At 68.8% G+C, this 23427-nt stretch carries 19 protein-coding genes, 1 tRNA gene and 2 pseudogenes; 13 read left to right on the top strand and 9 right to left on the bottom strand.

Annotation, left to right across the window (positions count from 1 at the left end; all coding sequences use genetic code 11):
- The first annotated feature begins 11 nt into the window (after window positions 1-11).
- A pseudogene (lysS, locus tag ACZZ93_RS08180) lies at window positions 12-1537 on the top strand (lysine--tRNA ligase).
- Here the strand turns inward: lysS and ACZZ93_RS08175 are convergent.
- Window positions 1530-2648 (bottom strand): DUF4192 family protein, encoded by a 1119-nt coding sequence (locus tag ACZZ93_RS08175; protein WP_463510840.1) that lies wholly within the window; start codon window positions 2646-2648, stop codon window positions 1530-1532. The pseudogene lysS and the gene ACZZ93_RS08175 sit on opposite strands and share 8 nt — an antisense overlap.
- A 120-nt stretch (window positions 2649-2768) precedes the next feature.
- Here ACZZ93_RS08175 and ACZZ93_RS08170 point away from each other — a divergent pair, with 120 nt between their 5' ends.
- On the top strand, window positions 2769-2942 hold the full coding sequence (locus ACZZ93_RS08170) for a hypothetical protein (RefSeq protein ID WP_171821981.1): 174 nt from the start codon (window positions 2769-2771) through the stop codon (window positions 2940-2942).
- A 100-nt stretch (window positions 2943-3042) separates the two neighbouring features.
- Window positions 3043-4502, top strand: a pseudogene (gene cls, locus ACZZ93_RS08165) (cardiolipin synthase).
- 445 nt (window positions 4503-4947) lie between these two features.
- Here cls and ACZZ93_RS08160 read toward each other — a convergent pair.
- The gene (locus tag ACZZ93_RS08160) at window positions 4948-5073 is read right to left on the bottom strand and encodes a hypothetical protein (protein ID WP_463510839.1); all 126 of its coding nucleotides are present in this window, start codon (window positions 5071-5073) and stop codon (window positions 4948-4950) included.
- A 24-nt stretch (window positions 5074-5097) separates the two neighbouring features.
- Here ACZZ93_RS08160 and ACZZ93_RS08155 point away from each other — a divergent pair, with 24 nt between their 5' ends.
- The gene (locus tag ACZZ93_RS08155; RefSeq protein ID WP_463510838.1) at window positions 5098-5292 is read left to right on the top strand and encodes a hypothetical protein; all 195 of its coding nucleotides are present in this window, start codon (window positions 5098-5100) and stop codon (window positions 5290-5292) included.
- Between the two features lie 28 nt (window positions 5293-5320).
- Here ACZZ93_RS08155 and ACZZ93_RS08150 read toward each other — a convergent pair whose 3' ends face one another.
- Window positions 5321-6319 (bottom strand): diacylglycerol/lipid kinase family protein, encoded by a 999-nt coding sequence (locus ACZZ93_RS08150; RefSeq protein ID WP_053098739.1) that lies wholly within the window; start codon window positions 6317-6319, stop codon window positions 5321-5323.
- Between the two features lie 74 nt (window positions 6320-6393).
- Here ACZZ93_RS08150 and serS point away from each other — a divergent pair, with 74 nt between their 5' ends.
- The 4 genes from serS (at window position 6394) to ACZZ93_RS08130 (ending at window position 9926) form a co-directional block, all read left to right on the top strand.
- Complete coding sequence (gene serS, locus ACZZ93_RS08145) at window positions 6394-7677, top strand: serine--tRNA ligase (RefSeq protein ID WP_463510837.1); 1284 nt, start codon at window positions 6394-6396, stop codon at window positions 7675-7677.
- Complete coding sequence (locus ACZZ93_RS08140; RefSeq protein ID WP_463510836.1) at window positions 7674-8495, top strand: HAD family hydrolase; 822 nt, start codon at window positions 7674-7676, stop codon at window positions 8493-8495. The genes serS and ACZZ93_RS08140 overlap by 4 nt, the downstream gene beginning before the upstream one ends.
- Window positions 8496-8537: 42 nt before the next feature.
- Window positions 8538-8622: transfer RNA gene (locus ACZZ93_RS08135), tRNA-Ser, on the top strand.
- A 50-nt stretch (window positions 8623-8672) separates the two neighbouring features.
- Window positions 8673-9926 (top strand): LCP family protein, encoded by a 1254-nt coding sequence (locus tag ACZZ93_RS08130; protein ID WP_072590709.1) that lies wholly within the window; start codon window positions 8673-8675, stop codon window positions 9924-9926.
- A gap of 69 nt (window positions 9927-9995) precedes the next feature.
- Here the strand turns inward: ACZZ93_RS08130 and ACZZ93_RS08125 are convergent, their stop codons facing one another.
- On the bottom strand, window positions 9996-10592 hold the full coding sequence (locus tag ACZZ93_RS08125) for a TetR/AcrR family transcriptional regulator (RefSeq protein ID WP_463510835.1): 597 nt from the start codon (window positions 10590-10592) through the stop codon (window positions 9996-9998).
- Between the two features lie 93 nt (window positions 10593-10685).
- On the opposite strand from ACZZ93_RS08125, the gene ACZZ93_RS08120 reads away from it, so the two are divergent.
- Window positions 10686-12974, top strand: coding sequence for a glycoside hydrolase family 3 C-terminal domain-containing protein (locus tag ACZZ93_RS08120; RefSeq protein ID WP_463510834.1), 2289 nt, complete (start codon window positions 10686-10688; stop codon window positions 12972-12974).
- Between the two features lie 23 nt (window positions 12975-12997).
- On the opposite strand, the gene ACZZ93_RS08115 is transcribed toward ACZZ93_RS08120, so the two are convergent.
- The 4 genes from ACZZ93_RS08115 to ACZZ93_RS08100 form a co-directional block, all read right to left on the bottom strand.
- Entirely contained in the window at window positions 12998-14101 is a 1104-nt protein-coding gene (locus ACZZ93_RS08115; RefSeq protein ID WP_463510833.1) for a mandelate racemase/muconate lactonizing enzyme family protein, read from the bottom strand.
- Window positions 14098-14994, bottom strand: a complete 897-nt coding sequence (locus ACZZ93_RS08110) for an NAD-dependent epimerase/dehydratase family protein (protein WP_056276808.1) — start codon at window positions 14992-14994, stop codon at window positions 14098-14100. The genes ACZZ93_RS08115 and ACZZ93_RS08110 overlap by 4 nt, the downstream gene beginning before the upstream one ends.
- A complete protein-coding gene (locus ACZZ93_RS08105) occupies window positions 14991-16319 on the bottom strand; it encodes a Gfo/Idh/MocA family protein (protein ID WP_056276812.1) in 1329 nt (442 codons plus the stop codon). The genes ACZZ93_RS08110 and ACZZ93_RS08105 overlap by 4 nt, the downstream gene beginning before the upstream one ends.
- Before the next feature lie 85 nt (window positions 16320-16404).
- On the bottom strand, window positions 16405-17409 hold the full coding sequence (locus ACZZ93_RS08100; protein WP_463510832.1) for a LacI family DNA-binding transcriptional regulator: 1005 nt from the start codon (window positions 17407-17409) through the stop codon (window positions 16405-16407).
- A 74-nt stretch (window positions 17410-17483) separates the two neighbouring features.
- On the opposite strand from ACZZ93_RS08100, the gene ACZZ93_RS08095 reads away from it, so the two are divergent.
- Window positions 17484-18527, top strand: a complete 1044-nt coding sequence (locus ACZZ93_RS08095) for a M24 family metallopeptidase (RefSeq protein ID WP_463510831.1) — start codon at window positions 17484-17486, stop codon at window positions 18525-18527.
- A gap of 91 nt (window positions 18528-18618) precedes the next feature.
- Here the strand turns inward: ACZZ93_RS08095 and ACZZ93_RS08090 are convergent, their stop codons facing one another.
- Window positions 18619-19626, bottom strand: coding sequence for a LacI family DNA-binding transcriptional regulator (locus tag ACZZ93_RS08090; RefSeq protein WP_463510830.1), 1008 nt, complete (start codon window positions 19624-19626; stop codon window positions 18619-18621).
- 150 nt (window positions 19627-19776) lie between these two features.
- On the opposite strand from ACZZ93_RS08090, the gene ACZZ93_RS08085 reads away from it, so the two are divergent.
- From ACZZ93_RS08085 to ACZZ93_RS08075, 3 genes are read left to right on the top strand one after another with little or no spacing between them, the layout of a single operon-like run.
- Window positions 19777-21306, top strand: a complete 1530-nt coding sequence (locus ACZZ93_RS08085; RefSeq protein ID WP_463510829.1) for a sugar ABC transporter ATP-binding protein — start codon at window positions 19777-19779, stop codon at window positions 21304-21306.
- Complete coding sequence (locus tag ACZZ93_RS08080; RefSeq protein WP_463510828.1) at window positions 21303-22334, top strand: ABC transporter permease; 1032 nt, start codon at window positions 21303-21305, stop codon at window positions 22332-22334. Before ACZZ93_RS08085 ends, ACZZ93_RS08080 begins: the two co-directional genes overlap by 4 nt.
- On the top strand, window positions 22331-23383 hold the full coding sequence (locus tag ACZZ93_RS08075) for an ABC transporter permease (protein WP_053098751.1): 1053 nt from the start codon (window positions 22331-22333) through the stop codon (window positions 23381-23383). Before ACZZ93_RS08080 ends, ACZZ93_RS08075 begins: the two co-directional genes overlap by 4 nt.
- The last annotated feature ends 44 nt before the right edge of the window (window positions 23384-23427 follow it).

Here is a 23427-nt window from a genome sequence, read left to right as displayed (position 1 = left end):
AGGAGCCCCGAATGACTGACGCGTCTGCCGCGCCCGAGACGACCACCGCCGCCACCGAAGAAGACGTCCACGAGCAGAAGGCCGTGCGCCTGGCGAAGCGCGAGCGTCTGGTCGCGAACCGCGCGGATGCCGGCGGGGAGCGTTCCCTGTCAGCGTGCCGGTGACTCACCAGATCCCGGCGCTGCGCGCCGAGTACGGCGAGCTCGAGGCGGGTGCCGAGACGGGCGTCGTCGTCGGAGTCGCAGGTCGTGTGGTGTTCAGTCGCAATACGGGCAAGCTGTGCTTCGCGACGCTGCAGGCCGGCGACGGCTCGCGGATCCAGGCGATGATCTCGCTCGCGAACGTCGGGGAGCAGTCGCTCGCCGATTGGAAGGAGTACGTCGACCTCGGGGATCACGTCTTCGTGCACGGCGAGGTGATCTCCAGCCGCCGCGGCGAGCTGTCGATCATGGCCGACGGGTGGGCGATCGCCTCGAAGGCGATCCTGCCTCTGCCGAATGCTTACTCGGAGCTCAGTGAAGAGGGCCGGGTCCGCAGCCGCTACCTCGACCTGATCGTCCGCGAGCAGGCGCGCACGACTGTCCGCGCTCGTGCGGCGGTGAACGCGAGCCTGCGAGCGACGTTCGGCAGCCACGACTACCTCGAGGTCGAGACCCCGATGCTGCAGGTGCAGCACGGTGGAGCATCCGCTCGCCCGTTCGTCACCCATTCGAACGCGTTCGACACGGAGCTCTACCTGCGGATCGCGCCCGAGCTGTACCTGAAGCGTGCCGTGGTCGGTGGCATCGAGCGGGTGTACGAGATCAACCGCAACTTCCGCAACGAGGGCGCAGACTCGACCCACAGCCCCGAGTTCGCGATGCTCGAGGCCTATCAGGCCTATGGCGACTACAACCAGATGGCCGCGCTGACGCAGGAGCTGGTGCAGCAGGCGGCGATCGCGGTCGCCGGTTCGACCACGGTCACCTGGGCGGACGGCACCGAATACGACCTCGGTGGCGAATGGGATCGCATCTCGATGTACGAGTCGCTGTCGGCGGCATCCGGTCGCACGATCACCCCGAGCGATCCGGTCGAGGACCTGATCGCCTTCGCCGAGGCGAACGGCGTGGACCTGCCCGCTCAGGCCACGCACGGCAAGCTCGTCGAAGAGCTGTGGGAGCACTTCGTGAAGGGCGACCTCGTGCGCCCGACCTTCGTCATGGACTTCCCCGTCGACACCTCGCCCCTCGTCCGCGAGCACCGCTCGATCGAGGGCGTCGTGGAGAAGTGGGATCTGTACATCCGCGGGTTCGAGCTGGCGACCGGATACTCCGAGCTCGTCGACCCCGTCATCCAGCGCGAGCGCTTCGTCGAGCAGGCGAAGCTCGCTGCCCGCGGTGACGTCGAGGCGATGCCGGTCGATGAGGAGTTCCTGCGTGCGCTCGAGCACGGCATGCCGCCGTCCGGGGGCATGGGCATGGGCATCGATCGCCTGCTGATGGCGATCACCGGGCTCGGCATCCGCGAGACCATCCTCTTCCCCCTCGTCAAATAGCGGGCGTCGCGCCGCGTCTGAACGCCCACTCCGGCAGCATCGCCGCGTCGATCATCGACGCGAGCAGCGCGGCGAGACCGTACTCGGGATCGATCGCCCGCACGAGATCGAGGTACTGCGCGGCATGGCTCGAGCGGCCGAGTGCCCACGAGAGCCATGCCGCAGCGGTGAGCGGAGCGGGTCTCGCGGCAGGCGGGGCGAGAGCGGCAGCCGTGCGGACGAGTGAGAGGGCGACTGCGAGTCGCTGCGGATCAGGAGTGGGTCCCCGGCCGAGGAAGACATCGCCCAGGTCGTCGGGCACCCTGGTCGTCGCGCCCGCGAAGTCGAGCTGCGCCTGGAGCGTGCGCTCGCCGCCGCGCGCATCGGTCGCCCATTGGGTCAGCGCGACGTCTCGGAAGAGCGGGCGATCGAGGCACCACAGGAGGGCCGCGGTGGCGAACGGCGGCAGATCGTCCGGGGATGCCAGAACGGACTCGAAGAAGGCCGGGATGTCCTCGAGGAGCACGAGCGCCGCGATCGCCTGAGGGTTCTCCGTGCCCGTCGCCCCAGGTGTGCCGCCTCGTTCGAGGAGACCGCCGACGTCACGCAGTGCGCGCCCCACCCGCTCCTTGTCGGCGAAGCCGACCGCAGGAAGAGCAGCACCGGACAGCTGGTCCCCGGAGACGTCGCCGACGCCCGGCACCTCGGGTGCGAGGCGGTCGAGACGGCGGACCTGCGGATCGCCGTCGAGGTAGCTCGACCACCCGTCGGGGGTCACGCAGAGCGCGTCGACGATACGCAGTCCGGCGTCCTCCGCCCGACCCAGCACTTCATCGACCTCGACGGCGAAGGGGAGCACCAGCCCGTCGCGTGTGAGCTGCACGGTGTCATCCGTATAGACCACGAGGGCGACCGCATCCGTCCGCTCGACTCGCGAGACGAGGCCGACCGCGGCATCCGCGTAGTCGGCGAGGTCGTCGTGGCTGCGGGGGAGGTCGAGTCGCATCGCGCCGTACGTGCGTGTGCCACGGAACGGCAGCAGGACGAGGCTCTCAGTCGGAGTGAAGCCTGCGACAGAGGGGACGATGCTGAGGAACTCAGCGGAGCCGGAAGCGCGGAGCAGTGTTGTCATCCGGCGAGTCTCATCGCACGAGCACGCTCGCGGTCGGTCTCCACAGCGCCGATGGCCTTTCCCCCTTCTATGCCCGAGTGTGGAGGAGCAGTGGGGTAGTGAGTCGCGTACCATGGAGCCATGGAGAACTTCTGGCTCGCAGCCGCATGGTCGCTCATCCCGACCATCGGGGTGAGCGTCGTGTTCTTCTTCGTGCTCCGCGGAATCCTGCGGTTCGATCGCACCGAACGCAAGGTGCACGCACGGATCGAAGCCGAGGAGCGGGCCGCACGCGGTCTGCCGCCGCGCTCCTGAGCGGCGTCGGAACCATCGGCTACTGTGTAGCCAGCGCACCGTCATCGGTGCCCACTGAAGCGCCCGGCGTCGAAGTGCCGAGCGGCCGAGAGGACGAGGGATGACGCCCGAGATCTGGGCTTGGTGGACCGCGGCGTTCCTGATCGCCCTCGACCTGACCATCCGCATCACGGCGATCATCATCATCCCGCGCAACCGGCGTCCCACGGCGGCGATGGCCTGGCTGCTCGCGGTCTTCTTCATCCCGTTCGTCGGCGTGTTCCTCTTCCTGCTCATCGGAAATCCACGGCTGCCGCGAGCGCGGCGTCGCAAGCAGGATCAGATCAACGAGTACATCGCCGAGACGAGCGAGCACCTGCACTTCGGCACCCTGCGCCCGAATGCGCCGAGCTGGTTCCCCCGCTCGTCGAGATGAACCACCGTCTCGGAGCGCTGCCGATCTCCGGCGACAACGGCGCGCATCTGATCGCGGACTATCAGGACTCGCTCGACGCGATGGCCGACGAGATCCGCAAGGCCCAGGACTACGTCCACATCGAGTTCTACATCCTCCAGTCCGATGCGTCGACGGACAACTTCTTCCGCGCGATGGAAGAGGTGGCAGAACGCGGCGTGCATGTCCGCGTGCTGCTGGACCACTGGGCGAACAGGTGGAAGCCGAAGTACCGGAAGACCGTCGCCCGGCTCAATCGGATGGGCGCGAACTGGCACCTGATGCTGCCGGTGCAGCCGCTGAAGGGACGCATGCAGCGGCCCGACCTGCGCAACCACCGCAAGCTCCTCGTGGTCGACGGCAAGGTCGCGTTCCTCGGCTCCCAGAACGTCACCGACTCGACCTACAACCTTCCCAAGAACATCAAGCGGGGTCTGCACTGGGTCGACCTCATGGTCCGCATCGACGGGCCCGTCGTGCTGAGCGTGAACGCCATCTTCCTCAGCGACTGGTACAGCGAGACCGACGAGGTACTGCAGGAGATCGACATCTCGCACGCCGAGACGGGCTCGGGCGACCTGGACTGCCAGGTCGTGCCGTCGGGACCGGGGTTCGAGGTCGAGAACAACCTGCGCCTGTTCCTCGGGCTGCTCTACGCGGCCAAAGAGAAGATCATGATCGTCAGCCCGTACTTCGTGCCGGATGAAGCGCTGCTGCTCGCGGTCACCGCAGCGGTCGACCGAGGGGTCGCGGTCGAGCTGTTCGTCTCCGAAGAGGGCGACCAGGCGATGGTGTACCACGCCCAGCGCAGCTACTACGAGGCGCTGCTGAAGGCCGGGGTGCGGATCTGGATGTATCGCAAGCCGTACATCCTGCACACGAAGAGTCTGACCATCGACGACCAGGTCGCCGTGATCGGCTCGAGCAACATGGACATGCGCTCGTTCGGTCTGAACCTCGAGGTGTCGATGCTCGTCCGCGGCGAGGAGTTCGTCCTCGAGATGCGCGCGGTCGAAGACGTCTACCGCTCGCTCAGCCGGGAGCTCACTCTCGAGGAGTGGATGCAGCAGCCGCTCCGGTCGACAGTCCTCGACAACCTCGCCCGTCTCACCTCGGCGCTGCAATAGGGCGCCGATAGGGGGTGCTTTCGGCAGACCGCGGCCGGTACCCTGTGTGCATGGCTTCCCCGTCGCGTGTCGTCGCCGCTCTCTCGTCCCTGGCCGCTCTGCTGCTGATCGCGGGGTGCACGATCGGCCCCGGGGCCACAGGATCGCAGGCGACCTCGAACCCCTCGAGCGGGCCCGGGCAGAGCACCGACGATTCGGACGACGTCGAAGGCACGCTGCTCGATGACGGCCGCATGTTCGCCGTGGTGACGTGGGGCTCCTCGACGTGCGTTCCCCAGGTCGACACGGTGACGGCCGAGGGGCAGACGGTATCGGTGACGCTGGTCGAGCCGGAGTCAGAGACGGACGGCGAGAAGGCGTGCACCGCTGACCTGGCCTCCCGCGCGAGCGTCGGCGCACTGCCCGAGGGAGTCGACCCGACGAAGGAGATCACTCTGCAGGTGACCTACGGCGACATGGTCGACGACGTCGAGCTCGACGGCGACCCGTCGTTCACCGGCACCCCCGGCTCATCGACGGAGTACGCGCCGAGTGCCGGCTGGTTCGATGACGGCTCGCTGGTGCTGCTCACGTGGGGCTCGTCAGGCTGCCCCCGGTGGTCGAGAGCCTCGAGGGATCTGGTGCATCGGGCACCGCGACCTTCACGACCGACGACGATCAGGTGTGCACCATGGACATGGCACCGCGCGCGACGATCCTGGAATTCGGCGAGGACGCCGTCGATGATGACGCCTTCACCCTCACGCTCGTCGGCGGGAACCTCGACGGCACGGTCGAGGTGCGCAGCTGACGCTGTAAGAAGTGCGCGCCCCGGTGGATCAGAGCGATGCGACCGGGTGATCGGCGGGGAGCGCCAGCAGAAGAGCCCCGGGATCGACCCGGCACGTGATGCGCACCGCTGTCCCGAACTCGTCGCCGTCGAGCTCGATCGGGGTGGGAGAGGTCACCGCGGCTTCGGCGACGGCTCCGCGGAAGTAGTGCACCGATGCGTCCCGGCCCCGTCGCTCGAGCACGCGACGGCCGGCGCGCGAGCGTCGCAGCACCGAGTTGTCCCACCAGATCTTGCGCCACACGCCGAGCCAGCCCCAGACGCCGGTCGGCTGGATCACGGCGACGTCGAGGACGCCGTCGGTGATGGAGGCGTCGGGGATCAGCGCGATTCCCGCAGGCAGGGTCCCGCAATTGGCGAACAGGATGCTGTGCACCTTCGTCGAGTGCAGGCGGCCGTCGTCGATCTGGAACACGGATCGGAACGGCTCGGCGCTCACGAGCGACCTCGCCGCGCCGTCGACGTACGCGATCCAGCCGACCGACTTCTTGAGGTCGGGGCGCGTGTTGGCGATCATGTCGGCATCCAGCCCGACGCCGGCGAGAACGACGTAGGCGTGCTCCTCGTCTTCCCCGCTCTCTCTCGTCAGACGCGCCCAGCCGATGTCGATCGCGTGGCGGAATTCGCCCAGCGCCGCGCGGATCATCTCGTCGGGGTCGGCCAGCGGGAGTCCGAGATTGCGCGCCAGCAGGTTGCCCGTGCCACTCGGCAGGATCGCGAGCGGCACCCCGGTGTTGGCGATGGCCTCGGAGACAGCGCGTACCGTGCCGTCCCCGCCGGCCACCAGCACGACATCCACGCCGCGTGCGAGGGCCTCGGCCGTCGCACCCTGACCGGGATCCTCGATCGTGGTCGGATAGAAGGCCGGATGCTCCCACCCGGCCTCGTGCGAGAGAGCGCGGACTCGCGCCCGCAGCTGCTTCCCGTCGACCTTGATCGGGTTGTAGACGAGCGCTGCCTGGCGTCGGCCGGTGGCGCTCGTGGTCATGGCGCTACTCTAGCCCGGGCGTCGGCCCGCCCGGACGCGGCGGACGCGCCCGGGCCGCACCATAGACTTGATGGATGATCGACCTCGCACTCCTCCGCGAAAATCCGGAGATCGTCCGCCGCTCTCAGGCCGCCCGTGGCAATGACCAGGGCACCGTCGACACCGCGCTCGAGGCTGACCGATCGCGCCGAGCGGCGCTCGCCGCGTTCGAAGAGCTGCGCGCCGAGCAGAACGCCTTCGGCAAGCTGGTGGCGAAGGCTCCCAAGGAGGAGAAGGCGGCGCTCGTCGCTCAGGTCAAAGACCTCGCCGAGCGCGTCAAGAAGGCGCAGCAGGCGGCGAACGAGGCGGCAGACGCCCTGGCGGTGGCTCTCGCACGCATCGAGAACGTCGTCGTCGACGGCGTCCCCGCGGGCGGCGAGGCGGACTTCGTCGAGCTGCGACGCGTGGGCGAGGTCCCCGCATTCGACTTCGAGCCGCGAGACCACCTCGAGCTCGGCGAGATCCTCGGCGCGATCGACATGGAGCGCGGCGCGAAGGTGTCGGGCGCCCGCTTCTACTTCCTGCGCGGGATCGGAGCGCGGCTCGAGATCGCGCTCATGAACCTCGCCCTCGACAAGGCGCTGCAGAACGACTTCATCCCGCTGATCACGCCCACCCTGGTGCGGCCCGAGATCATGCAGGGCACCGGATTCCTCGGCGAGCACGCCGACGAGGTGTATCACCTGGACAAGGACGACGACCTCTACCTCGTCGGCACCAGCGAGGTCGCACTCGCCGGATACCACAAGGACGAGATCCTCGACCTCGGCAAAGGCGCGCTGCGGTACGCCGGATGGTCGACCTGCTACCGCCGCGAGGCGGGCTCCCATGGCAAGGACACCCGCGGCATCATCCGGGTGCACCAGTTCAACAAGCTCGAGATGTTCGTCTACACCAACCCGGAGGACGCGGAGGCCGAGCACCTGCGCCTCGTCGCGCTGCAGGAGGAGATGCTGACCTCGCTCGGTCTCGCCTACCGCGTGATCGACGTCGCCGCCGGCGACCTGGGCTCCAGCGCCGCACGCAAGTACGACATCGAGGCGTGGGTCCCGACGCAGGGCGCGTTCCGCGAGCTCACCTCCACCTCGAACTGCACGACGTATCAGGCGCGTCGTCTCGACATCCGCCACCGACCCGAGGCTCAGGAGGGGCAGACCGCGAAGACGCAGCCGGTCGCCACCCTCAACGGCACCCTCGCGACGACCCGATGGATCGTCGCGCTGCTCGAGACGCACCAGCAGGCCGACGGATCGGTCCGCGTGCCGGAGGTGCTGCGCCCGTACCTCGGTGGGCTCGAGGTTCTGGAGCCGACCGCGTGACAGCTCCCTGGCTCGTCGGGCTCGACGTCGACGGCACGATCATCCTGCAGGACGAGACGATGAGTCCCGGTGTTCCCGAGGCGGTCGCGCGCCTGCGAGACGCCGGCCATGTGGTTACGATCGCCACCGGACGCAGCTGGATGGCGACGCGTCGCTACGTCGAGCAGCTCGAGCTGACCGCCGATTTCGTGGTGTGCTCGAACGGTGCGGTGACCATGCGCCGTGTGGGAGACGACTGGGAGCGGTGGCACATCGAGACGTTCGATCCGTCTCCCGTGCTCGCTCTGCTGCGCGAGCGGCTCCCGGAAGCCCGCTACATGGTCGAGCTCGGGTCAGGGCTGCGGCTCTACACCGAGCACCTGGACGACTGGACGCTCGACGGCGGACGGCAGGTCGGCTTCGAAGAGCTCGTCGCCGAACCGGTGTCCCGTGTCGTCGTCGTCTCTCCCGGGCACGATGAGGAGGACTTCCACCGCCTCGTGGCGGACGCCGGGCTGAATGAGGTCTCCTACGCGATCGGCTGGACGGCCTGGCTCGACATCGCACCGCAGGGAGTGGACAAGGGCACGGCGCTGGAGCGCGTGCGCGCCGAGCTCGGCTTCGAGCGCGGGCACGTCTTCGTGGCCGGCGACGGGCGCAACGACATCGGCATGTTCGGCTGGGCGCTGGGTCTCGACGGCCGGGCGGTCGCCATGGGGCAGGCGCCGACAGAGGTGAAGGATGCCGCGGGCGAGGTGACCGGCGATGTCGAGGACGGCGGTCTCGCGATGGCGCTGAACACGCTTCCAGCGGCCGCCCAGGTCAGCGCGGGAGAATAGAACTCGGCTAGACTCACGGCTTGTCGGCAGATTCGTCTGTCGGGAGGGTTGTCCGAGTGGCCGATGGAGCTGGTCTTGAAAACCAGTGGGCAGAGATGTCTCGTGGGTTCGAATCCCACACCCTCCGCATTCCAGGGACGGTGCCTCCGCGCCGTACGCTGAACCGAAAGGCCCCGAGTGAGTCCCACCACGCGACGCCGCCGCACCATCGCGCGCCACGGTCAGCTCCACACGCCGGGCCCCCTCAGTCAACTGCTCAAATTCATCGCGATCGGTCTCGCCGTCGTCCTGGTGAGCGGCTTCGGCGTCGTCTCCTACATCGTCTACGACCTCTCGAGCACGGTCTCGGCCAACGCTGTCGAACTCGACAGCACCGAGGAGCTGCCGCCCGACATCAGTGAGTACAAGGGCGGATTCAATCTGCTGCTCACCGGTGTCGACACGTGCGAAGAGGCGTACGCGCAGTACTTCGGCGACCGCTGCACGGGCGCGGACTCCGAAGGCACCCTCAACGACGTGAACCTCCTCATGCATGTGTCGGAGGAGCCGCGCCGGATCACCGTCGTCAGCCTTCCGCGCGACATGATGGTCCCGATCCCCGAGTGCGAGGACGCAGAGGGCGAGGTGCACTCCGCGATGAACAAGCAGCAGATCAACGTCGCCTACACCGACGGAGGACTCAACTGCGTCGCGAAGACGGTCTCCGACCTCTCCGGTCAGGACATCCAGTTCGCGGCCTCGGTCACCTTCGGCGGCGTGATCGAGATCACCAACGCGATCGGCGGCGTCGAGGTGTGCCTCGCCTCCCCGATCAAGGACCGGTACACGGGCCTCGACCTCGCAGCCGGAAACCATGTGATCGAGGGCATCACCGCGCTGCAGTTCCTGCGGACCCGACACGGAGTCGGCGACGGCAGCGACCTCGGCCGCATCGGCAACCAGCAGCAGTACATGTCGAGCCTCGCGCGCACGCTCATCAGCGGCGAGACGCTCGGCAACGTGCCGATGATGCTGAAGCTCGCGACGACCGGTCTCGACAACGTCGAGGCGAGCACGTCGCTGGCCGACCCGATGAAGATCGTGCAGATCGCGCTCGCGGTGAAGTCCGTGCCCTTCGAGGACATCGTCTTCCTGCAGTACCCGACCTTCACGGACCCGGACGACCCCAACCGCGTCGTGCCGGACAAGGCGTCAGCAGAGGCCATGTGGGACGCGATCAACCAGAACGCTCAGCTGCAGGTCACGCATCAGAACACCGAGAACGACGGCGTCGTCGTCACTGACCCGGGAACGCAGGCACCGGCGGAGCCGGGAGCGGAGGCGGCGACGCCGGACCCCTCGGCCGCACCCGAGAACGTGGTGGCGCTGCCCGACACGATCAAGGGCAACTCGGCCGCACAGCAGACCTGCTCGAACGGGAACGTGCGCTGACGCGCCGACTGCACTCTCCGTCACGAAGAACCGCCCCTCGCCTACAGCGCGAGGGGCGGTTCTCCGCATTCAGCCCTGTTGCGCGTCGGGCTGATCGGTCGGCGGGTAGAGCACATCCATCAGAGCGCTGATGATGCCGGGCATGTCGACCGAGCGGTCGATCATCCACTGCAGTTGGAGTCCGTCGGCGACCGCCTGGATCACGCGCGCCATGGTGTCCGGATCGAGAGCGGCTCGACGGTCGGCATCGTGGGCGAAGGCGTCGGTGATGCTCTCGCGGAGTCGCTCGCTGCGCTCGAGGAAGTACTGATGCGCGGGATGCGCGGGGTCGACGGCATCGACGGAGAGTCGGGAGAACAGTTCCACGACACCCGGGACCTCGGTGTTGTGGCGGATGACGTCGACGAAGGCGGACTTCGCGTCTTCGGAGTTCGAGGTCTGCGGCGCCATCCCGTCGTGTTCGTCGCGCGTGCGCAGCACCTCGGTGAACAGCTCCTCCTTGCTGCCGAAGTAGTGCAGCAGGGCGGCCGGGGTGACGCCGACGAGTTCGGCTATCTGCTTGAGTGAGGCGTTCTGATAGCCCTTGCGGCCGATCACATCGAGAGCGCTCTCGAGGATCTCCTCGCGCCTGGCGACGCCCTTCGCGTATGAACCTCGTCGTGCCATTCCTCGAGAGTAATCCTGAACAACGTTTGAGATCCAATACTTACTGGCATATAGTTTTCGCAAGACACCGTTGTCGCGCGCGAAAGGAAGACCATGACCGACACCTCGGCATCCGATCTCACCCTCGAGGAGAAGGCGTCGCTCACGAGCGGCGCGGACTTCTGGACCACGAAGGCCATCGATCGCGTCGGTCTGCCGTCGATCATGATGACCGACGGGCCGCACGGCCTGCGCAAGCAGTCGGGGGGAACCGACCACCTCGGCCTCTCGAGCAGCGTGCCGGCGACGTGCTTCCCGCCGGCCGTCGGCATCGGATCGTCGTTCGACCCCGAGCTCATCGAGCGGGTCGGAGCCGCCATCGGAGTCGAGGCGGCCATCGAAGACGTCGCGATCGTGCTGGGCCCCGGCATCAACATCAAGCGGTCGCCGCTGTGCGGCCGCAACTTCGAGTACTTCTCCGAAGACCCGATCGTCTCGGGAACCCTGGGTGCCGCCTCGGTGCGCGGTGTGCAGTCGCAGGGCGTCGGCACGTCGCTGAAGCACTTCGCCGCGAACAACCAGGAGTTCGACCGGATGCGGGCGAGCTCCGACGTCGACCCGCGACCGCTGCACGAGATCTACCTGCGTGGCTTCGAGCGCGTGGTCAAGGACGCTCAGCCATGGACGGTCATGTGCTCGTACAACCGCATCAACGGCGTCTACGCATCGGAGGACCCCTGGCTGCTCACCCAGGTGCTCCGCGACGACTGGGGCTTCGACGGCCTCGTCGTGTCGGACTGGGGCGCCGTGAACGACCGTGTGGCGGGCGTCGCCGCCGGCCTCGATCTCGAGATGCCGTCGTCCGGAGGCCGGACGGATGCGCAGCTCGTCGCTGCCGTGCGCGCGGGCGCGCTCGCTGAGAGCGTGCTGGACACAGCGGCCGACCGCGCGATCGATCTGGTCCGCAAGGCGCAGCGGCGTCCGGCCGTCTCCGGCCCGCTCGACGTCGACGCGCACCATGCGCTCGCCAGGGAGGCGGCCGGTCGCTCGATCGTGCTGCTCAAGAACGACGGAGACCTGCTGCCGCTCGCCCCCGAGCAGCGCATCGCGGTCATCGGCGCCTTCGCCACCGAGCCGCGATTCCAGGGAGCAGGATCGTCGCTCATCAACCCGACCAGGGTCGACAAGGCGCTGGACGAGCTGCGCGCGATCGGTGGGGACGACGTCGCATATGCGCCGGGCTTCGCCGTGGAAGGCGGCGACACCGCCGCATCCGGTCGCTCCGCTGACGACCTGCGCGCGGAGGCGGTCGCCGCCGCGTCCGCAGCGGATGTCGCGGTCGTGTTCCTCGGCCTCCCCGCCGCAGAGGAGTCGGAGGGCTTCGACCGCGAGCACATCGACCTTCCGGCGGCTCAGCTGGCGGTGCTCGACGCCGTGATCGAGGCGAATCCCGCGACGGTCGTCGTGCTCTCGAACGGCGGCGTCGTCGCGCTGCCCTTCGCCGACCGGGTGCCCGCGATCGTCGAGACCTGGCTGCTCGGACAGGCGGGCGGCGGAGCGGTCGCCGACGTGCTCTACGGCGCCGTGAACCCGTCGGGCAAGCTCACCGAGACGGTGCCGGTGCGTGTGGAGGACAACCCGTCGTTCGGCAGCTTCCCCGGCGAGTTCGGTCATGTCCGCTACGGCGAGGGAGTGCTGGTCGGCTACCGCTGGTACGACGCCAAGGGACTCGATGTCACGTTCCCGTTCGGCCACGGGCTCTCGTACACGGCCTTCTCGTACGGCGAGGCAACGGTCGAAGCGGCCGAGAACGGTGACATCGCCGTGCGCGTCGACGTGACCAACACCGGAACCCGCGACGGCCGCGAGATCGTGCAGGTGTACGCCGCTCCGGTGTCCTCGGTCGTCCAGCGCGCGCCTCGCGAGCTCAAGGCCTTCGCCTCGGTGGCGATCGCCGCGGGCGAGACCCGGACGGTCGAGCTGGTCATCCGTCGCGAGGACCTCGCCTACTGGGACGTCCGCGTCGACCGCTGGATCGTCGAGCCCGGCGAGTACCGCATCGACGTCGCGGCATCGAGCCGCGACATCCGCTCCACCGCGACCGTCGAGGTGGCGGGTGATGTGGTCTCGCTGCCCCTCACCATGAACTCCTCGATCGGCGATGTGATGGCGCACCCCGTCGCGGGGCCGATCATGATGGGCGCGCTCGGCGGCTTCCTGGGCGAACTGAGCGGCGCCGATTCGTCGGCGGCATCGATGATGCCCAACGACGAGGCCATGGAGAAGATGATGGCGTCGTTCCCGATCGGCCGCCTCATCGGATTCCCGGGGGTGGACGTGACGCACGAGCAGGTCGAGGAGCTGCTCGCCGGAGCGAACGCCGGCGCGCTGCCGCAGGCCTGACCGCACGCCTCGGCGCCGAGAACTCAGGCGCCGAGGCGGGCCCCGTCGTCGAGCAGGGGAGCGAAGCGGAGCCCGAGACCGTGGTGCGCGTTCTCGGTGAGGTGGCCGTCGGCGATCGTCACCGGCGAGGGGTCGGCGAGAGCTCCCAGTGCACCGAAGCCGGCGTCTTCGACGTCTTCGACCAGGACCTCGTGGCCGGTGTCGGGCAGAGTCAGCGCGAGCTGACCCGAGAGCTCGGGCAGAAGGTGCGGGTGCAGGGTCGCACCGTGCGCGGCGACCAGCTCGGCGATGCGGAGGAACGGCGTGATCCCGCCGACCCGCACGATGTTGGGCTGCAGGATCTGCGCCGCACCCGCGCGCAGGAAGTCGCCGAAACGGTGCGCGGTGTGCAGATTCTCGCCGAGCGCGATAGGCACGTCGATGCGCCGTGCGAGTTCCGTGTGTCCGTCGAGGTCGTCGGCGCGCAGGGGCTCTTCGATCCAGGCGAGGTCGAAGCGCGACAGGACCTCGACGGATGCGGTCGCCCGCGCCAGATCCCACCGCTGGTTCGCGTCGATCATCAGCCCCCGATCAGGGCCGAGCAGCTCGCGGACGGCGGCGACCCGATCGGCGTCCTCGGCCATGTCGGGCTTTCCGACCTTGATCTTGACCGCCTCGAACCCCGCATCGATCCAGCGCTGCACCTGGGCGAGCAGTTCGTCGAGCGAGTAGTGCAGGTTCACGCCTGAGCCGTAGGCGCGCACCCGTTCGCGGCGGCGGCCGATCGACTCCGACACCGAGACGCCGGTCGACCGCGCCTCCGCATCCCACAGCGCCAGGTCCAGACCGGCGAGTGCGATCGTCGTGATCCCCCCGCCTCCGGCTTCGTGCAGGTGCTCCCACATCCCGTGCCAGCTCTCGCCGGGGGTGGCGGAGCGGCCGACCGCGGCGGGAGCGATGTCATGCTCGAGCAGCGCCTGCACGGCGGGCGCGCCGATCTGCGGACTCCACGAGAAGCCCCATCCCTCGCCACCGTCGGAGCGCATGACGTGAGTCGCGATCACGCCGACGGAGGTGACGTCGGCAGCCCACGGGCGAGTCAGCGGCACCCTCTGCAGACGAGTCGACAGGCTCCGGATCGTGGTCACAGCAGTGCCAGCTCTGCGCGCCAGGTGCGGGACGGGCGCCAGCCGAGGAGTCGGGCGGCCTTGTCGGACGAGAAGGCGGGGGAAGTGCCGGTCAGCGCCGCGGCCGCGTGCTCGGTGCCGGGGTGGAACTCGGGCAGCAGCTCGCTCAGCGGGCGGCGGGCGAGGGCATCGTCGGCTCCCACGAAGAATCTCTCGCCGTTCGGGATATGGTCGAGCGCGGCGAGGAGGGTGTCGGTGAAGGCTGCGACGTCGCGGGCGTCGACATAGTTGAAGAGCGCGGGCGCGGAGAGCGCCGGATCGTCGAGACGATCGAGAACGGTGTGGCCCTGCTGGGTGAGAGCGCCGGCCCACTCCTCCGGGGCGATCACGTAGCAGGGGCGGAAGGAGGCGAAGCGCACGTCGTCGCCGGCCTGACGCCGCAGCATGTCGACGGTCTGCTCGATGAGCAGCTTCGACAGGGCGTAGGCGTTCCAGGGCTCGGTCGGCGACGTCTCGTCGAGGGGGAGGCGCTCAGGGGTCCAGCCGCGAGGTGCGCCATAGCCGACCACGGTGGGACTCGACGCCGCGACGACGCGGTGGATGCCGGCCCGTACGGCTCCGCCCAGCACCGACTGGGCGAGAGCCGCGTTCGTGCGGATGATCACGTCCTCGGGTGCGCTGAACGGCACTGCGATCGCCGCGAGATGGATCAGTGCATCCGCCGACGTCGCGGCGAGAGCGGATGCCGTGGCATCCGCGTCCGTCAGGTCGAGGGACGCCTGCGTGATCCCGTCCCGGTCGAGGGCCGCGCTCGGCTCCCGGTCGATCGAGACGATCTCGTGCCCGGCATCTGCGAGGCCCGTCACCAGGGTGCGTCCGAGTCTGCCCGAACCGCCGGTGACGATGATCCTCATGGCCGCGCCAGCAGGGCGATCCCGAGCTCGTCGACCTTCACGGGAAGGCCCGTCTCGAGTGAGCGGTTGCCCGCGATGCCCACAGCGATCGAGCGGATGCCGTCGGTCCAGTCGGCCGGACGCGCGAGGGGGTCGTCCCCGGGGCCCTCGAAGACATCGGACAGCAGCAGCTCGTCTCCACCGCCGTGGCCTCCGTCGCCGCCGTCGATCGGCACCTCGTAGGCCTCTTCCCAGTGGCGCTGCACGATCAGACGCTCGCTCTCAGGGCGCAGTGCGGTCGTGCCGTGGCCGCCGGAGAGGCTGGGGTCGATGTGCGGGTGCAGTCCCTCGCCCGCGAGCACGGCGCCGCGCTCGACCACCTCGAGCTCGACCCGGCCGAGGGTGCCGTTGACGGCGACGCGGTAGCCCTCCCAGGGGGAGTGCGCGTTCAACGAGTACGACATCGTCGCGCCGGACGCATAGTCGACGACGAGTGCGAGGTTGTCCTCGATCGTGATGCCTTCGCTGAACACGTCGAGATCGCGCCGGTACCCGTCGTGCTCCTCGGCGTCGAGGTAGAGCGCGGTGAGACGCTCATCGGTGCGCAGGTCGAGTTCGAACAGGTCGCCGTCGTCGTGGGTGCCTCGCGCCGGTCGCTCGCCGAGGCCACGGCCGGCCGCGTTCTCGGCTCCGTAGAAACGCAGGCCGCCGGACGCGAAGACGCGGGTCGGCTGTGAGCGGATCCACCAGTTGACGAGGTCGAAGTGGTGGCTCGACTTGTGCACGAGCAGACCGCCCGAGTTCTTCTTCTCGCGGTGCCAGCGGCGGAAGTAGTCGGCGCCGTGGTTCGTGTCGAGCATCCACGAGAAGTCCACGGACGTGACGTCGCCGATCGTGCCGTCCTGGATCACCTGGCGCAGTGCGCTGTTGCGGGGCGAGTAGCGATAGTTGAAGGTCAGCACGACCTGGCGACCGGTGCGCTCGACGGCGTCTTCGATGCGGGCGGCGCTCGCCGCGTCGATCGTGAGCGGCTTCTCGACGACGACGTCGGCGCCCGCTTCGAGCGACCGGACGATCAGCTCGGCGTGGAGGTCGTCGCGGGAGCAGATGATGACCCGGTCGACCCGCTCGTCGCTGATCACCTGCTCGAGCTCGTCGGGGGTGGCGAGGCGGGGCGCCGGCGCGCCGACCTCCGCGATGCGGTCGGCGTAGTGCCCGGCCCGCACCGGGTTCGGCTCGATGATCGCCACGAGCTCGGCGCGGTCACGGTGCGTGCCGATGATCCCCTCGACGTACATCTGCGCGCGGGCTCCGGCACCGGCGAGGGCGTAGCGGGTCTTCGTCATCGTGATCTCTCTTCGATCTCCGGTCAGGAAACGTTTTCTCGACGATAGCACAGGAGAGGTGTCAGGCCCCGGGACCGCCGACGGTTCAGGGCGTGTGCACGGTGGCGGTGCTGCCGCGCACGATCAGGGTCGGCGTGAAGGTGAGCGCTGCCGTGGGATCGCCGCCGGTGAGCTGGTCGTGCATCGCAGCCCATGCGGCTGCGCCGATCTCGACCGCGGGAACGGCCACGGTCGTGAGCGGGGGTGAGGTGTAGGCGGCGAAGGGGATGTCGTCGAAACCCGTGATCGACAGCTGCTCCGGCACGTCGACACCGCGCACGGTCAGGGCCGAGAGCAGCCCCATGGCGACGAGGTCGTTGTAGGCGATCACTGCGGTGGCTCCGCTCGCGAGAACCTGGTCGGCGACCGCGGTGCCGCTGTCGAAGTCGACGCCTGCGGTGATCTCCTCGACTTCGAGCCCGTCGGTCCGGGAGAGCTCCGCCGCGATCGCATCCTGCCGCGCCCTGTGCGTCACGCTGCGGGTGGCACCGGCGAGATAGACGAGCCGGCGGTGGCCGAGCGAGGTGAGGTGGTCGACGATCTCGCGCATGCCGGATCCGTAGTCGGCGCCGACCACGGGAGTGCTCGTCTGCGGGCCGCGGTTGATCACGACGGCGGGGGAGAGCGTCGGCAGCAGTCGGCCGAGGTCCTCCTCGGGCATTCGAGGGGCGCAGAGGATCACGCCGTCGGTGCGCAGCCTGGTCGATCGGGCGAGCGCCTGCTCTTCATCCAGGTCCTCACGCGAGTCGGCGACCAGCACGTGATATCCGTCGGCCGCGGCCGCGCGGCTGAGGCCACGCAGGATCGCCTGGAACGTCGGGTTCTCGAGGTCGGGGATCACGACGGCGATGGTCTGGGTGCGGCCGAGCACCAGGCTCCGTGCGACGGGGTTCGCCGTGTAGCCGAGTTGCGCAGCGGCTGCCTGCACGCGCTCGGCGAGCGCCGGATCGACCGTCGGGTTGCCGTTCATCGCGCGCGACACCGTCGACAGAGAGACGCCGGCGAGTTTCGCGACGTCGGTGATGCCGGGGCGTGACGATTCGCGTGCCATCGGCATCCCTTCGTGTCCGCGAGAGGTCGCGGCTGTCGTCATACTACGAGAAAACGTTCTTCAGGGAGGGTCTCATGGCTGGAGCATCCGAGGACCGCGCCGAGAAGCAGGATCGGCTGGCGCGCGTGCGCCGAGAGGTCGACGGGGCGCCCGTGGTGCTCGTCTCTCACGAATCGCTGTCGTGGTACCTCGAGGGCGTGCGCACGCATGTGTCGCTCGCGGGTCCTCCGGTGCTCGCGGTGCGGGCGGAGGCGCAGGGCGATGTGCTCTTCATCGCCGAGAACGAGGCCGATCGGCTGATCGCCGAGGAGCTGCTGCCGGAGGATGCCGCGCGGGTGGTGCGGGTGCCGTGGTGGATCCCACCCGCTGCCGCCGCGGCTGAGGAGGCCGGCGTCGCCGAATCGCATGTGGCGGCTGAACTGCGCGCGGCTCGCGCGCGCCTGCTGCCGGCCGAGCGTGCCAGATATCGACTTCTCGGACGGGAGACGGCAGAGGCGCTGACGGATGCGCTCGTCCGCGTCGGTCCGGAGCAGAGCGAGCGGACGGTCGCCGCGATCGTCTCCGCCGAGCTGATCGCCCGGGGGATCGATCCGCTCGTCGTGCTGGTCGCCGGTTCCGATCGGACTGCGTTCCGGCATCCGCTTCCGACCGCCGGGCTGCTCGGAGGGCGGGCGATGATCGTCGTGTGCGGGCGTCGGAACGGGCTCATCGCCAACGCGACACGCTGGGTCGGCGCATCCGTCGATGACGAGCCGATCTGGGGCGTGGAGCGGGCTTTCCTCGATGCGTCAGTGCCGGGAGCCCATCTGAACGACGCGTTCACGGCGGGCATCGCGGCGTACGCCCGCTTCGGGTTCGACGCTGACGAATGGCAGCGCCACCACCAGGGCGGACCGACCGGGTATGCCGGTCGCGATCCCCGCGCCACGGCATCCACTGCGGATCTGATCGTCGAGGATCAGGCGTTCGCCTGGAATCCGACCGCACCGGGCCGCAAAGTCGAAGACACCCTGCTGCGCACAGATGACGGCTGGGAGGTGCTCACGGTCGATGAGCGCTGGCCGTCGGTCGAGTACGAGGGGCTGCATCGGCCGGTCTCGAGGGCGTATCGGACCTGATCGGGGGTTCGATGGCGGGGCTCGGCGCCGAATGCCGGCTCAGGTTGCGGACGCACGTGAGCCGCCGAGGTCCGGGGAAGGCGGCCCCGGGTCAGCCGCCGGTCGAGCTACGCACGATCAGCTCGGGTGGGAACACGGTCTGGCGGGGGATGCTCTCGGGGTCGGCCGCCTCTTCGAGCACGATCCGCAGCGCCGTGCGACCGATCATGCGGCTGGGCTGCCGGATGGATGACAACGGCACCGCGGCGGCGGCCGCGAACGGATTGTCGTCGAAGCCGATCAGCGCGATCTCGTCGGGGACGAGCAGGCGTCCGCCCGACACGAGCGACTGCAGCAGGCCGAGGGCGAGCAGATCGTTGGCGGCGAAGAGCGCGTCGGGCCACTCGCGCCGAGGGCGGGTGAGCAGGCGCGCTCCGGCGGCGACGCCCTCTTCGACCGTCATCGCCGCCGTCGGCACGACCTCGAGCTCGACGTGCACCGCCGCGTTCTCGGCCGCCGCGCGAGCGCCCGCGAGACGGTCGGTGACCTGACGCATGTCGAAGGGGCCGCCGACGAAGGCGATCCGCCGCCGACCGCCCTCGATGAGGTGCTCGACCGCCAGCCGCCCACCCGCGACGCTGTCGACCGACACCGACGAGAACCCGCTGTCGGCGCTGAATCGGTCGACGAGAACCGTCGCGATCCCGCTCGCTCGGAACTTGCGCAGCTGCGTCATGACGTCGCCGTAGGGGGCGATGAGCAGGCCGCGCACCTGCTGCTCGCGAAACAGGTCGAGATAGACCTTCTCGCGGGACGGGTCGTCGTCGGTGTTGCCGTACAGGATCGCGATGCCGTGGCTGGACGCCTCGTCTTCGGCACCGCGCACGACATCGTTGTAGAAGGGGTTCTGGCCGTCGAGCACGACGAATCCGACGGTCGTGCTCACGCCCGCTCTGAGCTTGCGGGCGGCGTCGTTTCGCACGTAGCCGAGCTCTTCGATCGCCTGCGTCACTCGCTCGACCGACTCGCTGGAGACCTCGTCCGGTCGGTTCAGGACGTTCGAGACGGTGCCGACGGAGACGCCAGCGCGAACGGCGACATCGCGGATGCTGACCGACATTCGGCAGTCCTCTCGTCGTCGGGCGGATCACGCTTCGGCATCGGGGGTTGACCTGAGACCGGCATCACATACACTAGCCTGAAACGAGCTTGAATCGATTCAGGTAAAGTTCATTCCGATCATCATCCCCCTCAACGGAGAGGAAAGCCAGTGGTAGACGCAGCCTCCGCCCGCAGCGCTCCCCCCACCGCGCTCGAGCTGCATCGGGTGGTGAAGTCCTTCGGCCCCGTCGTCGCACTCCGCTCCGGCAGCCTGACGCTCCGCCCCGGCTCGATCCACGCCCTCATCGGCGAGAACGGCGCGGGCAAGTCCACGCTCGTGAAGATCATGGCCGGTCTGTACCGCCGCGACTCGGGCGACTTCCGTCTGCACGGCGACGATGTCGATTTCACCAGCACCGCCCAGTCGAAGGCCGCGGGCATCGCGGTCATCTACCAGGAGCCGACGCTGTTCCCCGATCTCTCGGTCACCGAGAACATCTTCATGGGACGTCAGCCCACCGGCTTCCTCGGCCGCATCGACCGCAAGGCCATGCGCACCGAAGTCGACCGGATCTTCCGCCGCCTGGGCGTGACGCTCGACCCCGACCGCATCACCGAGGGTCTGTCGATCGCCGACCAGCAGATCATCGAGATCGCCAAGGCCATCTCCCTCGACGCGAGCGTGCTGATCATGGACGAGCCGACGGCCGCACTCAGCGGCGTCGAGGTCGACCGACTCTTCGCGGTCGCGCGGAGCCTCCGCGACGAGGGACGCGCGATCCTCTTCATCTCGCATCGCTTCGACGAGGTGTTCGACCTGTGCGACACCGTCACCGTCATGCGTGACGGGGCATACATCGACACCACTCCCATCGCCGAGACCACGGTCGACGAACTGGTGCGCCAGATGGTCGGCCGCGACGTCACCGAGCTGTTCCCCAAGCAGGAGGCCTCCATCGGCGAGCCGCTGCTCGAGGTCACAGCGCTCACCCGTCCCGGCGTCTTCCATGACATCTCGTTCACGGTGCGCGCGGGCGAGATCGTCGCACTGGCAGGTCTCGTCGGCGCCGGTCGCTCGGAGGTCGCCCGCGCGATCTTCGGCGTCGATCCCTACGACGAGGGAGAGGTGCGGATGCTCGGCGCGGGCGTCGCCCGCCGCAACCCGACCGCCGCGATGCGCAGCGGACTCGCGCTCGTTCCCGAGGACCGCCGCAAGCAGGGCCTCGTGATCGACGCGAGCGTCGGAGGCAACATCACGCTCGCCATCCGCCGGCGCCTCTCGAAGTGGGGACTCATCACGAGCGGCATCGAGAACCGTGCGGCGAAGGAGTGGGCGTCGCGCCTCGAGGTGAAGACGCACGCGCTCGACACCGTGGCGTCCACGCTCTCGGGCGGCAATCAGCAGAAGGTCGTGCTGGCCAAGTGGCTGGCCACCGACCCGCGCGTCCTCATCATCGACGAACCGACCCGCGGCATCGACGTCGGCACCAAGTCCGAGGTGCACCGACTGCTGTCGCAGCTCGCCGGCGAGGGCATGGGCATCCTGATGATCTCGTCCGAGCTGCCCGAGGTGCTCGGCATGGCGGATCGCGTGCTCGTGATGCGCGAAGGACGCATCACCGCCGAGATCTCCCGCGACGAGGCCACCAGCGAGAACGTCATGTTCGCCGCCACCCACTCATCGGAGCTGCACTCATGAGCACCACCACCGCACCCGCGGCCGCCGCTCCGGCGATCGCGAAGAAGCCCGGCGGCATCGGCCGTGCACGCGAGTTCGGCATCCTCGCCGCGCTCGTGCTCGTCGTGATCGCCGCGACCGTCAAGAACCCGGCGTTCCTCTTCAGCTCCGACGGCTGGCGCGATCTGCTGCTCACGCCGTCGATCCTCATGCTCGTCGCCGTGGGCCAGGCGATCGTCATCATCACGCGCAACGTCGATCTGTCGGTGGGCTCGGTGATGGGCCTCACGGCCTACCTGACCGGACGACTCTTCGTCGACGTCCCCGGCATCCCGATCGTGGTCGTCGTGATCGCGGCCGTCCTGCTCGGGGCCTTCCTCGGCCTCGTGAACGGCGCGCTGGTCGCCTTCGCGAAGGTGCCGGCCATGGTGATCACGCTCGGCACGCTCTATGCCTACCGCGGCATCAACGTGCTGTGGACCGGCAGCGATCGCATCAACGCCTCCGACATGCCCAAGGACTTCCTCGTACTCGGCACGCAGCAGATCCTGTTCATCCCTGTGCTGACGATCATCGCGGTGATCGTGCTCGCGCTCGCGGCCTGGTATCTGCGCAACATCCGGGGCGGACGCGAGTACTACGCGATCGGCTCCGACCCCTCGGCGGCCGAGCTCTACGGCCTCAAGGTCACCCGTCGGGTGCTCTCCGCGTTCGTCCTCTCGGGTGCACTCGCAGGTCTCGCCGGCGTCTTCTACGCCGCGCGATACGGATCCATCAGCTCGCAGGCGGGAAGCGGCTGGGAGCTGGATGCCGTCGGCGCAGCCGTCATCGGTGGCATCGCGATCACCGGCGGTGTCGGCACGGTCTGGGGCGCGGCCATCGGCGCGATGCTCCTGATGACCATCAACCGCGCGCTGCCCATTCTCGGCATCCCGGACTTCTGGCAGCGTGCCGTGGTCGGTGTGCTCATCATCGGGGCCATCGTGCTCGACCGGGTGCTCGCGGTCAGACAGAGACGCCAGCTCATCGAGGCGAGGGACGAATCATGACCACGACAACGACGACGACGTCGACCCGCGTCATCCGCGACTACGACCGTCCGCTGTGGCGGCGCATCTTCATCAACCGCGAGTTCGCGATCATCGCGCTCCTCGTGCTGGTGACGATCGTGGCGGCCGTCACGATCCGCGGCTTCGCCCAGCCGATCACCGCGAACTACCTCCTGCTCGACGTCGCACCGATCCTGCTCATCGCGCTGCCCATGACGCTCGTCATGATCACGGGCGAGATCGACCTGTCGGTGGGATCCATGGTGGGGCTCGCCAGCGTCGTCACCGGAGTCCTCACCGAGTCGGGTGCTCCCTTCGAGGTCGCCGCCCTTGCGGCCCTCCTCGTCGGCGTCGTCGGCGGAGCCTTCAACGGGTTCCTCGTCACGATCGTCGGGCTGCCGTCGCTCGCCGTCACGATCGGCACACTCGCACTCTTCCGCGGGCTTGCGGTCGGCCTGCTCGGCACCACGGCCGTCACGGACTTCCCCGAGACATGGACGGCGCTCGCGAAGGCGAAGATCGCCGGGACGACCATCCCGTACATCGTCATCCCGTTCCTGATCCTGCTGGTGCTGTTCGCCGTGCTGCTGCACTTCACGCCCTTCGGCCGTGGTGTCTTCGCGATCGGTCTGTCGAAGGACGCCGCGCGGTTCTCGGGCGTCGACGTCGAACGGACGAAGTTCATCCTGTTCGTGCTCTCGGGCGTGGTCGCCGCCTTCGCAGGCATCTTCTACACGCTGCGGTTCGGCAGCGCCCGAGGCGACAACGCCACCGGGCTCGAACTGCAGGTCATCGCGGCCGTGGTGCTCGGCGGAGTGTCGGTGTTCGGCGGACGGGGACACCTGCACGGCGTCGTCGCCGCCGTTCTCCTGATCGGGGTGCTGGGCAGCAGCCTGCGCCTCGCCGGAGTCACGTCCGACGTCATCAACATCATCACCGGCGGGCTGCTGATCTTCTCGGTCGTCGCAGCGAGCGTCCTCGCCTGGGCGCAGCGCGTCCGCGCGAAGGCCGGTCCGCCACTGCGCGTAGCAGCCTCTCCCGCACCATGAGGCAGCCTCTCATCGCCGGCACCCGCCAGCGGTGATCATCACGA

This window comes from Microbacterium sp. AC026 (genome assembly GCF_979258475.1).
This window is presented reverse-complemented; position numbering and strand designations above follow the sequence as displayed.